Here is a 12,861-nt window from a genome sequence, read left to right on the forward strand (position 1 = left end):
CCATGACCACACCCACCACCACCGTCCGCCGCGACGCCCCACAGGCCGAACACCCCCACGGACGCCCCACACCGCCGAGCACCGCCGAGCGGGACCTCGCACTGTCCCGAGACCCCGCCATCCGGGCCGCACTGACCCGACGGCACCGCCCACGCACCGCCGACCACCGGCTCGTCGCCGTGGCGGTCGGGGCATGGCTGCTCACCTCGGCCGGCATCGTGCTGATCCCCGACACTCGGACGTTCCTGGTCAAGGGGCAGTCACCGCTGGCCGTCGTGGCCGGCATCGTCACGGCGGCGTTGGTGGTGGTGTGGGCGGCCAGCACCCGTGCGCAGACCCGCCGGGGCCTGCGCGCCTCCCGATGGTTGGGTGCCTGGGCGGCGTGGTGGGTCGCGTTGGCGGTGGTGATCGCCGTCTGGGACGGGCTGACCGCCAAGTCCGGCGTCCTGCGCCCGCCGTACGTCCCGCCGCCGGGGCAACTCCTCACCGAGGCGTGGTCGGATCGGGTGCTGCTCGGCCAGTCGATCGCCCACTCGGCGGTGCTGCTGGTGCTCGGTCTGGCGATCGGCGGGGTCTCCGGCCTGCTGACCGGCCTGTGGATGGGCTGGTCCCGGCGGGCCGGCTACTGGCTCGCCCCGATCGTGAAGTACATCGGACCGGTGCCGGCCCTGGCCTGGATCCCGATCGTCTTCATCGCCTTCCCCACCACCTTCTGGGCGGCGGTCTTCCTGGTCTCGCTCACCGTCTGGTTCCCGATGACGGTGCTGACCAGCGCCGGCATCCGATCAGTGCCCAAGAGCTACTTCGACGTCTGCCAGACCCTCGGCGCCGGGGCGCGCTTCCTGGTGCTCAGGGTCTCCCTTCCCGCCGCGCTGCCGAACATCTTCACCGGCATCTTCATGGCGCTGCCGACCGCCTTCGTCACCCTCACCATCGCCGAGACCCTCGGCGTCAACTCCGGCCTCGGCTGGTACATCAACTGGCAGAAGGGCTGGAGCGCCTACCCGGCCATGTACGCAGCGATCCTCGTCATGGTGCTGCTCTGCGGCAGCCTGCTCACCCTCCAACTCGCCGTACGCAACCGCGTGCTGGCCTGGCAGAAGGACCTGACCCGATGGTGACCACCCCCGCTTCCCCGCCGGCGGCCCCGGGGACGCACAGGGTCGCCGGGGCAATCGACCTGCTCGACGTCAGCCAGGCGTTCCTCGCCCACGGCGAGCCGCTGCCGGTGCTCGACCACGTCGATCTCTCGGTCGCGCCCGGCCAGTTCGTCAGCCTGGTCGGTCCCTCCGGGTCGGGCAAGTCGACCCTGCTGCGGCTGGTCGCCGGCCTCGACCGGCCGGTCACCGGGACCGTCTACGTCGACGGCCGCCCGGTCACCGGGCCCGACCCCTCGCGCGGCCTCGTCTTCCAGGACCCCACGCTGTTGCCCTGGCTCACCGTCGCCCGCAACGTCGCCCTCGGGCCGACGATCCAGGGCGGCAAGGACGACCCGACGTGGCGCGCCCGGATCGACGCAATGATCACGATGGTCGGGTTGGACGACTTCCGCGACACGCTCCCCGCCGAACTGTCCGGCGGAATGGCCCAGCGGGCAGCGCTGGCCCGGGCGCTGGTCACCGAGCCGGAGATCCTGCTGCTGGACGAGCCGCTCGGCAAGCTCGACGCCCTCACCCGCGCCGCCCTGCAGACCGAACTGGCCCGGTTGTGGCAGCACCAGGGGTTCACCGGGCTCCTGGTCACCCACGACGTCGAGGAGGCCCTGCTGCTCTCCGACCGGGTGGTGGTGTTCTCGCCGCGTCCCGCCCGGGTGGTCGCCGACATCGCGGTGGACCTCGCCCGGCCTCGCACCCAGGACGATCCGGGCTTCCGGACACTGCGGCGGCAGATCCTCGACCTGTTGACCTGACAGGCATGCGGCTTGCCTGGCCCTGTCTCGACCAAGCGGCCACGGATCCAGCTGTCCCCGCGGAGTGTCAGAGGTGGTCGCCAGACTGAGGTGTCGAACGTACGTACGCATCGCAGCGTGCGATCGCATCACCACGAACGTCTACATCACCACGTACGTCCACATCACCACGTACGTCCACATCAGGGGGGAGCCATGTGGGACTGGTCAGAAGCCGTCGATGTCGATCGGATGCCTCGGGCGCGCGCGGAAGACGTCGGGGTCGGCATCCAGGGTGCCGCCACAGCCCAGGCCCGATGCGACGCCCAACTGGTGGCTCTGGTCGGTGAGTTCGATGCCGGCGCGGGCTGGGGCTGGTACGAGGGCATCACGTCGTGCACGCACTGGTTGATGTGGGCCTGTTCGATGAGCGCCGGCACCGCCCGGGAGCACCTTCGCGTGGCCCGTGCCCTGCGCGCCATGCCGACCGTGGCGGAACGATTCGGCGAGGGTGTGCTCAGCTACTCCAAGGTGCGGGAACTGACCCGGCTCGCCGGTCAGGTCGACGAGACCGAACTGTGCGAACTCGCCTGCCTGCAGACCGCTTCCCAACTCGCCCGTACGGTCCGCGAGTATCGCGCCCACGCCGGCGCCCACCTGGCCCAGCAGTCGCGGCGGCGGTTGACCTGGCGCGAGACCAATGACGGCATGGTCCGCCTCAGCGTCACGCTGCCACCGGAAGAGGCGGCCGTGCTGCGCGGAGCGGTCGACGCCGCCACCGATCGCCTGCTCGACGCCCCAGCCCCCTCCGACCCCGGCGCCACTGACCTCGGCCCCACCGCGCCCGGCTCTACTGAGCCCGGCTCCATTGATCCCGGCCTCGCCGACCCTGACACAGAACCGTCCCCTCCGGCCGCCGACCCGGTCGCCGGACTGTGTGACGTCGCCCGCAGCTACCTCGCCACCATGCCAGGCAGCTCCACCGACGACCCCCACCTCGTCGTGGTCCACGTCGATGCCGAATGCCTGGCCGCTTCGGCCGCCGACGCCACCGACGGTGCCAACGACACCGACCTCACCGACGGTGTCGGCCAGGACGTTCCCGCGGGAACGTCGACAGTCGCCGCTCCGGACACCGGGCAGCGCCCCGGCCGACCGTACGGCGGCCGAGCATGGATCGAACGGGGCGGTCCGATCGAGGCAGCCACCGCGGCACGACACGCCTGTGACGCGCCGCTGGTCGGCATGCTCATCGACCGCAACGGCGACGTGTTGGCCATGGGTCGCACCCGACGCCTCGCCAGCCCGGCCCAACGCCGCGCACTGCGGGTGCGCGACGGATCCTGCCGGTTCCCCGGCTGCGGGCAACACCGCCGCCTCAAAGCCCACCACATCGTGTCCTGGGTGGACGGTGGCGCGACCGACCTCGACAACCTCATTCTGCTGTGCCAGGCCCACCACACGTACGTCCATGAAGGGGGCGTACGGCTCACCGGCCGCCCCGGCGACTGGCGTTTCGTCCTCCCGGACGGCACCGCGATCCACCCGACCGGCCCCGGCACGCCGCCGGCCCCCGACCAGATCGAGGAGATCGTACGGCGGGCGACCGAGGCGTCCGCCGCCCATCCGGACCGCGTGTTCCCGGTCGGTGCAGGTGAAGGGTTCCGGCTCGTCGAGTGCGTCCAACGACTCTTCGACATCCAGTTGCCTGCTGCCGCCTGAGTCCCCTTGGGGCTCGCTGCGCGTCCTGAGACCGTCGTCGGACCGTCCGGCCTCGTCCTCGATCACCGAGGGGTTCAGCGTCGTTCGGCCGCTGCCTCGGCGTCCGCCCCGGACTGCTCCGGACGCTCCCCGTCGACGTCCTCGGCCCGGGCGACCAACCAGACCACCTTCCGCCCCAACGCGAACCCGCTCAGATCGGGCACCCGGACCAGGTACTCGTCCTCCACCAGCATGTTGAGCAGCCGGTAGGCGGTCGCCTTCGGCATCCTGAGGTTGCGCGCCACCTGGGTCCCGGTGACTCCCGCCCCACACCGGGCGACCTCCTCCAGCACCGCGAACGCGTTGCGGACGGCCTGGGGCTGGCGGGCCCGCAGACCCACCCCGTCGTCCGGGTCGCGGCTCATGCGTCGGGACCGTCCGCCCCGGAGCGTACGTCGCGTACGCCACGTACGCCGGGAACATCGCTCACCCCGTGGACATCACGCGCGCCGTCACCGCCGAGCACGTCCCGGGTGGTCGGCACATCGTAGCGACCCCATCTGCCCGGTGGCCGGCGCCGGACGACTTCCCACCCGGCGAGCACCAGCACGACCGGCAGGATGACACCGATCCAGGCGCCCCAACGATCCGTTTCTTGCCCGGGACCGGCGACGAATCCCAGCCACACCGCGGCCAGCCCGACGGCCGCCCCGACGGCGCCGACCATCGGCATGAGGGTGAGCTCGCCGATCCGCCGCAAGAACAACGGCACGGCAACCGCGGTGAGCAGATAGGCCAATACGTACGCCGAGGCCGCCGCTGATGTCGCGGTGGACACCACCACCCAGGGGCCGGCGACCGCGACGGCACCTGCGGTGACGCCGATGATCGGCAGCGCCGTCACCAGCACGGCAGTGACCGGGCTGCCCTGGTCGGTGGTCCGGCCGACCCCGGCCGGCAGGATCCCGTCCTTCGCCAGCACCAGGAAGAGCCGCGACAGCGCGGTCATCGACGCCAGCGCACAGGCGGCGAACCCGAGGACTCCGGCCAACGACAGCACCGGCGTCCACCACATCCCGGTGGCCTGGAACACGGCCGACGACCCGGCCCGGATCGCCGCCGTCACCGTCAGCAGCTGGACCACGGCGACGACCACGACGCTGGTCGACAACACCCGCGGGATCGTTCGCAGCGGTCGGCGGGTCTCGGCCCCCACGAAGGCGGCATGGTCGAAGCCGATGAACGCCGCCATCGTGATCATCACCCCGGCGGCGAGCCCGCCCAGGTGCGGGAAGATGCTGCCGACCACGGTGCCGGCCCCGGCCACGTCCGCGCCGGCCACACCCGCGCCGGACGCCGCGGGAACCGGCACACCGGACACCGCCGGGTCACCGAAGCCCGCAGCGCCGGTCGCAGCACCGCCGGTCGCCGCGGCACCGGACACCGCGGCGTGGCCCCAGTCCCCCAGCAGGACGCCGAGCACCGGCACCAGCAACACCACCAGGGCACCCGCCTCCAGCGCCAGCATCACCCGGGAGGAGAGCGAGATCCGGCGGACCAACAACCCCAGGCAGGCCAGGCCCGCCACGACGGCCGCGCCGACCGGCACCAGCGAGGGGACCATCAGCCCGAACGACCCGGGGAGCCGGGCGAGGTAGAGGCCGGTGCCGGCCAGGGCGGTCACCGCGACCAGCCCGTACGCGACGGTCAGGAACGCGGCGGTGGCCAGCGCCATCGCCCGTCCGGAGGCACGGACGGTGTCGACCGACTGCGCCACGAACGTGTAGAGCGCTCCCGACCCGGTCAGCCGGCGGGCGAACACCCCGACCAGCAACGCCATCGACAGGGCCAGCCCCGCGGCGAGCAGCACCGCGATCCAGGCTCGGACACCGGTGTGCTGCAGCAGCAGCGGCGGCAGGGTGAGCCCTGCGGCGGTGGGCGCCGCGGCCGCGATCGACCCGGCCAGAGCATCCACCGGGCGCAGCGAGCGGCGCCGCAGACCGGCCAGCGGCGACGACGTCCCGAACTGCGGCGCCGGCGTCGGGGACGCGATCTCGTCGTGCAGGGTCCTCATGCCCGCCGAGCGTACGAACCGCGTGTGTCTCCGGTGTTACGTGGCGTCCCCGGATTCCGCGGGCGTCCCCAGGCGTCCCCAGGCGTCCCCGGATTCCGTAGGCGTCCTCGGGCGCCGCCGCCATGCCCGATTCCGCGGGCGTCCCCGGTGCCGCAGGCATCCCCGATTCCGCAGGTAACCCCGGCGTTACATCCGGATGAATCAGTCGCCCGATCCACGCGGTCGGGCGGGTCTCATTTGGACGCCGTGCAGGATTCACCGCGCGGGGACCGGCTGAAACATGTCCCGCCGACGATCGTCGCCATGACCTCACTCGCACCGGACACGGCGACCACCACCGCCGAACATCGCCTGACAGGAACCCTCGGGCCCGGCCCGATCGTGTTCATGGTCGTCGCCGCCGCCGCACCGCTCACCGTCATCGCCGGCGGCGCCCCGCTCGGCATCCTCCTCGGCAACGGCCCCGGCTACCCGGCGATGTTCGCCGCTGTTGCCCTGGTCCTGCTCCCCTTTTCCGTCGGCCTCAGCACGATGAGCCGACTGGTGCCCAAGCCCGGCGCGTTCTTCACGTACGTCGGTTACGGGCTCAACCGCCGCTGGGGCCTGGGCGCGGCCTACCTCGCCCTGCTCACGTACACGGCCGTCCAGGTCGCCGTGTACGCCTATGTGGGATTCAGCCTCAACATGACCGTCACTGCCCTGGGCGGACCACCGCTGCCCTGGTGGCTCTACACCTTGGCGGTGATCGGTCTGGTCGGTTACCTCGGCTACCGCCACATCGAGCTGAGCTCCAAGGTGCTCGGTCTGCTGCTGATCGGGGAGATCCTGATCGTCCTCGCCCTGGGCGTGGCGGTCATCGCGACCGGCGGAGCCGAGGGACTGTCCCTGGCACCGTTCGCTCCCGCCAATGTCCTCTCCGGGGCCCCCGGCGTGGGCCTGATGTTCGCGGCCGCCGGCTTCATCGGCTTCGAGTCGACCGCCATCTACCGTGACGAGGCGCGCCAGCCGGAACGGACCATCCCCCGCGCGACGTACGCCGCGGTCATCCTGATCGGCGTCTTCTACACCTTCGGCGCCTGGGTGTTGGTGATGGCCGAGGGCCCGAGCAAGGTGCTCGAGGTCGCCGCGCAGGACCCCGGCGCGATGGTGATCAACGTCACCGCCGCCTACCTCGGCCCGATCGGCGGGGCCATCGTCAACGTCCTGCTGCTCACCTCGCTGTTCGCCTGCGTGCTGTCCTTCCACAACGTCATCGCCCGCTATCAGCACTCGATGGCACACGCCGGCACGCTGCCGAGCGCCCTGAAGGCGGTCCACCCGGTGCACGGCTCGCCGTCGGCGTCCTCGCTGACCCAGACCGTCACCACCGCCGTCCTCGTCGTCGCCCTCGCGGTGGCCGGACTCGACCCGGTGCTCGCCGTCTTCACCTGGCTGTCCGGGGTCGCCACCCTCGGGGTGGTCGTCCTGATGGCGCTCACCTCGCTGGCGGTGATGGTCTTCTTCGCCCGCCACCGCGACGTCGTCGGCTCGGTCTGGGAGACCCGGGTCCTGCCGGCCCTCGGGCTGGTCGGCCTGGTCGTGATGACAGCGCTGATCGTCGCCTACTTCCCGGTCCTCGTCGGCGGCGGCCCCGCACTCACCGTCGGCCTGATCGCGACCGTCCCGCTGGCGCTGGCCGGCGGCTACGCCCAGGCCGTCCACCTGCGGGCCCGCCGCCCCGAGCTGTACGCCGACCTCACCGACCACATCTCCGCCTGACGCCCAGGAGCACCGATGACCACGACCGTGATCCCCAGCACCGCCGCCCCGACCCCCGCCACCTCCAGCAGCTCCACTCTGGCCCCGGCGACCGCCCGGGACGTTGCCGCCCCCGCGACCGCCATCGACTTCCGCTACCTCTCCGAGCAGGACATGATCGCCGCCGGGGTCACCGACATGGCCGCCTGCGTCGACACCATGGAGGAGATGTTCGCCCTGCTCGCCACCGGCGACTACCGGATGGCCGGGGCCAACAACGACTCGCACGGCGCGATGGTCACCTTCCCCGACGAGTCGCCGTTCCCGACCATGCCGACCAACACCGCCGACCGCCGGTTCATGGCGATGCCCGCGTATCTGGGCGGCTCGTTCGGCACCACCGGGGTGAAGTGGTACGGCTCCAACAAGGACAACCGGGCCAAGGGCCTGCCCCGCTCCATCCTGATGTTCACCCTCAACGACACCGACACCGGCGCCCCGCTGGCCTTCATGTCGGCCAACCTGCTGTCCGCCTACCGCACCGGCGCGGTGCCCGGGGTCGGCGCCCGTCACCTGGCCCGCCCCGACGCCGAGGTCGTCGGCATCGCCGGCCCCGGCGTGATGGCCCGGACGGCCCTGCAGGCCTTCCTCGTCGCCTGCCCCGGCATCCACACCGTCAAGGTGAAGGGCCGTGGCGCCGCGAGCCTGGCCGCGTTCGTCGACTGGATCGGCACCGAGCTGCCGCAGATCACCACGGTCACGGTGGTCGACGACCTGGCCGACGTGGTCCGCGGCGCCGACATCGTCACCTACTGCACCTCCGGCGAGGAGGGCGACCCCAGCAGCTACCCGCTGGTCAAGCGGGAATGGGTCAAGCCGGGAGCCTTCCTGGTGATGCCGTCGCTGTGCGAGATCGACGAGGCCATGGAGGCCGCCGACGTCCGCAAGGTCGTCGACGCGTCCGGCCTGTACGAGGCCTGGGCCGACGAGACGGTCGGCCCCACCCACCACTCCATCCCGATCATCGGCTGCAAGTTCACCGACATGATCGAGGACGGCCGGATGGCCCGCGACCAGATGGAGGACCTCGGCCGGATCGTCACCGGCGAGCTGCCCGGCCGCCGCAACGACGAGGAGATCGTCCTGATGTCGGTCGGCGGCATGCCGGTCGAGGACGTCGCCTGGGGCACCACCGTCTACCGCCGGGCGCTGAAGTTGGGCATCGGCACCCCACTGACCCTGTGGGACACCCCGGAGCTGGCATGACGGACGCCGGTCGCACGTACGGACCATCCGGAGCGTACGGACCATCCGGAGCGTACGGACCATCCGGAGCGTACGGACCATCCGGAGCGTACGGAGCACACGGAACGTACGGAGCACACGGAACGTACGGACCACGCCGGACGTACGCCTCCCGCAGGGCCACAGCGGCCACAGCGGCCACGGGGAACGTACGGCCCCGGACGACATCACACGACAGACACGGACGGAGGACGCGATGAGCAACGACAGCACGGTGACGACGGTCGACGTGGCGGTCATCGGGGTGGGGACGATGGGGTCGATGGCGCTGTGGCGCCTCAGCCGGCGCCCCGGCCTGCGGGTGCTGGGGATCGAACAGTTCGGCCCGGCGCACACCCACGGCTCGTTCAGCGGGGAGTCGCGGCTCTACCGGGCGGCGGCCAAGGAGGGGCAGATCTACATCCCGGCGCTGCTGGAGGCCCGGCGGCTGTGGCAGGAGCTCGAGGCGGAGTCGGGCCGCAGCATCCTGCTGCCGGTCGGCGCGCTGAGCGTGGGGCCGGAGGGCCTCGAGGACCTGGCCTCGACGCTTCGCTCGATCCAGGAGTACGACCTGCCGCACCGCCTTCTCGACGCCGACCAGCTGCGGGCCGAGTTCCCGCAGTTCGCGGTCCGCGGGAACGACATCGGCATCCTCGACGAGCTGGGCGGCGGGCTCCGTCCCGAGGTGGCCGTGATGACGGCCACCGAGCAGGCCGTCGCCGCGGGCGCCGAGGTGCGCTACCACACCGAGGTGCTCAGCCTGGCCGAGGACGCCGACGGGGTCACCGTCACCACCAGCACCGGGACCGTCCGGGCGGCCCGGGTGGTGGTCACCGCCGGGTCGTGGACCACCCGGGTGCTGCCGGGACTGGCCTCACTGCTGCACGTCGAGGCGTACGCCCTCACCTGGTTCATGCCACGTCACATCGAGCGGTTCACCCCGGATCGACTGCCGGTGTTCCTGCGGGACCTCGACGGCGTGCACGCCTTCGGCGCGCCGAGCCTGGACGGCTACAGCATCAAGATGTGCCCGAAGATCGACTGGGACCCGATCGACCACCCATCACAGCTGCCGACCCGGATCACGCCCGAACAGCTGGCCTGGGCCGGGGAGCAGGCGCAGCGGATGATGCCCGATCTGGTCCCCGATCCGGTCCGCTGGTCGATCCACCACGACTCGGTGACCCCCGATCACATCCCGGTGATCGACCGGATCGGTGCCGGCCGGATCGTGGTCGCGGCCGGCATGTCGGGCAACGGCTTCAAGTTCGCCCCGGCGTACGGCGCAGTGGTGGCCGATCTGGTGACCGAGAGCGCCTCGGCGTGGCAGCACCCGGCGTTCACCCTCGACGGCCATCTGGCCCGCGCCGGCGCCGCGGTCTGAGCGAGTGCGGGATGGAGCGGGCCGGTCTGACAGCCGCGGGGTTCGGGCGGCTCAGGCCGGCCCGTCGGCGACCGAGGTCAGGAATCCGGTCCCCTCACCACGGACCACGACCCGCTCACCGGCGGCGATGAACACCGCCTGGCCGCTGTCGAGGTGGTGCTCGACCCCGGCGCAGGTGAGCACTACCCCACCCTGCACGGTCAGGAACACCCGAGGACCGTCCGCACCGGGCAGCTCGCGGTCCGCCGGGGCGGGATCGACGCACCACAACGCGAAGTGCGGGGCAGGTGTCCGGTAGCGCCGGATGCCTGCCCCGACGTCCTCGGCGGGCACCAGGACCGGGGCGCAGGGCCGCGGGTCGACCAGCGCGACCAACCCGTCCCGGTCGATGTGCTTGGCCGTCAGCCCGCCACGCACCACATTGTCGGAGGAGGCCATCACCTCCACGCCGGTCCCGGACAGGTAGGCGTGCAACACCCCGGCCGGCACGTAGAGCGCCTCGTACGGCGCCAGCCGCAGGCGGTTCATCAGCAGGGCGACGACGATGCCCGGGTCGCCGGGGTAGTCGCGTCCGAGCAGGTCGATGGTGTCACGCGCCTGGACCAACTCGGGGTCGTCCCCGCCGCAGCCGGCGGCGGCGCCGGCCACCAGTTCGTCCACCAGGGCGGTGTCCGCGGCACCCAGCAGGTCCAGCACCACCCGGGGCAGCACGCCGGGCGTGCCGGACTCCAGTGTGTCAGCCAGCCGGGCGGCCAGCGGCCCACCCAGCGCGCGCAGCACCGCAGCGCTCCGCTCGGGCGCACGGAAGCCGTACAGGGCCTCGAACGGCTCCACCGCGCACATGATCTCCGGCTTGGGCCAGTCGTCCTTGTACGTGCGCGTCGGGTCGGTCAGCGGGACGCCGGCCGCGTTCTCCCTGGCGAACCCGTCCCGGGCCTGCTCGGCCGTGGGATGCACCTGCAGCGAGAGCGCCCGGTCGGCGCTCAGCAGTTTCATCAGGAACGGCAGCCGATCACCGAACACCCGCCGCGTACGGTCCCCCAGCAACGCGGGATCGGCGGCGATCGCCACGTCCAGGCCCACGCCGTCGACGGTCGCCGGCCCGGCCGGGTGGGCCCCCAGCCAGTACTCGGCACACGGTTCACCGGTCGGGCTCTGCCCCAGCAGCGCCGGGATGCGATCCGTCGTCCCCCAGAGGTAGTTCTTCACGGATCCGCGCAGGATGTCCATCGATCGGCACCTTTCCTCCACCATCGGGCCCAGCCGTTCGCCAGCATACGGGAGCCTCTCCGCACCCTCACGGGGCCAATACCCCTAGGGGTATCTGCTAGGCTGACGGGGAATCCGACCGACGACCGGGGAGGGACCCGATGGCGACCCTGCAACTGACAGCTGACAACTTCGAGGAGACGGTGCTCGCGGAGGGCATCACCTTCGTGGACTTCTGGGCCGCCTGGTGCGGACCGTGCCGCGCCTTCGCGCCGGTGTTCGAGAAAGCCTCCGCGGCGCACCCGCAGATGCGCTTCGGCAAGGTGGACACCGAGGCCGAGCAGGGCCTGGCGATGGCCGCCCAGATCTCCTCCATCCCGACGCTGATGGCGTTCCGGGACGGGATCCTGGTGTTCCGCCAGGCCGGCGCCCTGCCCGCCAAGACGTTCGACGAGCTGATCGCCGCCGTCGAGGGCCTCGACATGGACGACGTACGCGCCCAGATCGCGGCGGAGGCCGAGCAGCCGGAGCGCTCCGGTCAGGCCGAGCCCGCCGAGCCGGCCACCCGCGGATGACCACACCGCAGGCGCCGGCGTCGTGACCGAGTGACGACCACGTGACCCAGTGACGACCACGTGACCCAGTGACGACCACGTGACCCAGTGACGACCATGCCGGCGTCGTGACTGGGTCGACCGCCCGAGTCACCGGGAGGTGGCCACCGGGAGCAACCCCCAGTCGGTCGTCGGCAGCAGGTCGCGGTCGAGATCCACGTCGGCCGCGGCCTCCAGCACCGCCCGGACGGCGGGGTCGACCAGGGCGTCGGTGCCCTCGCAGGTCGTGTAGTACTCGGCAAGGAAGCTGCAGAGCAGACCGGGCGCAGGCCTGCCGTGGCGGTCGAGACGCAGCAGGAACATGCCGGCGACCCGGCCCGCGCCCGGCTGCAGTTCCGGCATGACGTACGACAGCCGGACCAGTCGGGCACCGTGCCGCCCGTAGAACTGGAGCCGGGCCACCGGATCGCCGGTCGCCTCGGTGCCGGGCCACACCCGCGGGTCGTCCACCTCGGCGAGCACGACCGCGCCCGGCCAGGTGGCCTCGAGCTGGCGCGCCGCGTGGTCGAGCAGTTGCGACCCGATGCCGCCGCCGCGCGCGTCCGGCGACACGGCGAGGTGCGTCAGCAACAACACCCGGCCGTCGACGTACGCCTCGCACAGGTGCACCCCGAGCGGACGTCCGTCCCGCACCAGCACCCCGGAGGGCGCCGGATCCTCGCCCGCGTACAGCCGCAGCACGTCACCGATGCTGACCAACTCCTCGGGACGGAACGAGGGGCGCAGCAGGTCGTCGTAGAGGGCGATGATCTCGGCGGTGGTGAGCGCGGCGAGCGGGCGGATATCGGACGGGTCACCGTCCGCGTCTGCCCGCATCGAATTGTCAGGGAAGCTCACGATAGGTCCTTCCGTCCGAGAACTTCTTCCCACTCTGCCAGCCCAGCCTGACAGTCTCAGCCGGTTGCCGGGAGAAGGGGCCCCCAACCCGGCCGCCGGGACATGTCCGCCCCATCCCGCGGTCACCTTTTCC

At 71.9% G+C, this 12,861-nt stretch carries 11 protein-coding genes; 7 read left to right on the forward strand and 4 right to left on the reverse strand.

Translation table 11 applies throughout. From position 1 onward, the window contains the following. The first annotated feature begins 2 nt into the window (after positions 1-2). From R0146_RS03400 to R0146_RS03410, 3 genes are all read left to right on the forward strand, one after another. The gene (locus R0146_RS03400; protein ID WP_317691455.1) at positions 3-1,121 is read left to right on the forward strand and encodes an ABC transporter permease; all 1,119 of its coding nucleotides are present in this window, start codon (positions 3-5) and stop codon (positions 1,119-1,121) included. Further along, on the forward strand, positions 1,115-1,909 hold the full coding sequence (locus tag R0146_RS03405; protein ID WP_317691456.1) for an ABC transporter ATP-binding protein: 795 nt from the start codon (positions 1,115-1,117) through the stop codon (positions 1,907-1,909). The genes R0146_RS03400 and R0146_RS03405 overlap by 7 nt, the downstream gene beginning before the upstream one ends. Positions 1,910-2,104: 195 nt before the next feature. Beyond that, positions 2,105-3,610, forward strand: a complete 1,506-nt coding sequence (locus tag R0146_RS03410; RefSeq protein ID WP_317691457.1) for an HNH endonuclease signature motif containing protein — start codon at positions 2,105-2,107, stop codon at positions 3,608-3,610. Positions 3,611-3,684: 74 nt separating this feature from the next. Here R0146_RS03410 and R0146_RS03415 read toward each other — a convergent pair whose 3' ends face one another. Next, positions 3,685-4,014, reverse strand: a complete 330-nt coding sequence (locus R0146_RS03415) for a helix-turn-helix domain-containing protein (RefSeq protein ID WP_317691458.1) — start codon at positions 4,012-4,014, stop codon at positions 3,685-3,687. Beyond that, positions 4,011-5,663 carry an APC family permease gene (locus R0146_RS03420; protein ID WP_317691459.1) on the reverse strand — a complete coding sequence of 551 codons (1,653 nt, stop codon included), beginning with the start codon at positions 5,661-5,663 and terminating at the stop codon, positions 4,011-4,013. The genes R0146_RS03415 and R0146_RS03420 overlap by 4 nt, the downstream gene beginning before the upstream one ends. Before the next feature lie 303 nt (positions 5,664-5,966). Between R0146_RS03420 and R0146_RS03425 the strand changes: the two genes are divergently transcribed. From R0146_RS03425 to solA, 3 genes are all read left to right on the forward strand, one after another. Beyond that, positions 5,967-7,421 carry an APC family permease gene (locus tag R0146_RS03425; protein WP_317691460.1) on the forward strand — a complete coding sequence of 485 codons (1,455 nt, stop codon included), beginning with the start codon at positions 5,967-5,969 and terminating at the stop codon, positions 7,419-7,421. A gap of 15 nt (positions 7,422-7,436) precedes the next feature. Next, positions 7,437-8,666, forward strand: coding sequence for an ornithine cyclodeaminase family protein (locus tag R0146_RS03430; RefSeq protein WP_317691461.1), 1,230 nt, complete (start codon positions 7,437-7,439; stop codon positions 8,664-8,666). A 235-nt stretch (positions 8,667-8,901) separates the two neighbouring features. Beyond that, positions 8,902-10,068, forward strand: coding sequence for an N-methyl-L-tryptophan oxidase (gene solA, locus R0146_RS03435; protein WP_317691462.1), 1,167 nt, complete (start codon positions 8,902-8,904; stop codon positions 10,066-10,068). A 51-nt stretch (positions 10,069-10,119) separates the two neighbouring features. On the opposite strand, the gene manA is transcribed toward solA, so the two are convergent. Continuing rightward, positions 10,120-11,298 carry a mannose-6-phosphate isomerase, class I gene (manA, locus tag R0146_RS03440; protein WP_317691463.1) on the reverse strand — a complete coding sequence of 393 codons (1,179 nt, stop codon included), beginning with the start codon at positions 11,296-11,298 and terminating at the stop codon, positions 10,120-10,122. Positions 11,299-11,438: 140 nt separating this feature from the next. Between manA and trxA the strand changes: the two genes are divergently transcribed. Continuing rightward, complete coding sequence (gene trxA, locus R0146_RS03445) at positions 11,439-11,852, forward strand: thioredoxin (RefSeq protein ID WP_317691464.1); 414 nt, start codon at positions 11,439-11,441, stop codon at positions 11,850-11,852. 129 nt (positions 11,853-11,981) lie between these two features. Here trxA and R0146_RS03450 read toward each other — a convergent pair whose 3' ends face one another. Then, positions 11,982-12,728: a GNAT family N-acetyltransferase gene (locus R0146_RS03450; RefSeq protein ID WP_317691465.1), complete on the reverse strand. Its 747-nt coding sequence runs from the start codon at positions 12,726-12,728 to the stop codon at positions 11,982-11,984. Between the last annotated feature and the right edge of the window lie 133 nt (positions 12,729-12,861).

The organism is Raineyella sp. LH-20 (genome assembly GCF_033110965.1).
Taxonomy (GTDB): Bacteria; Actinomycetota; Actinomycetes; order Propionibacteriales; family Propionibacteriaceae; genus Raineyella.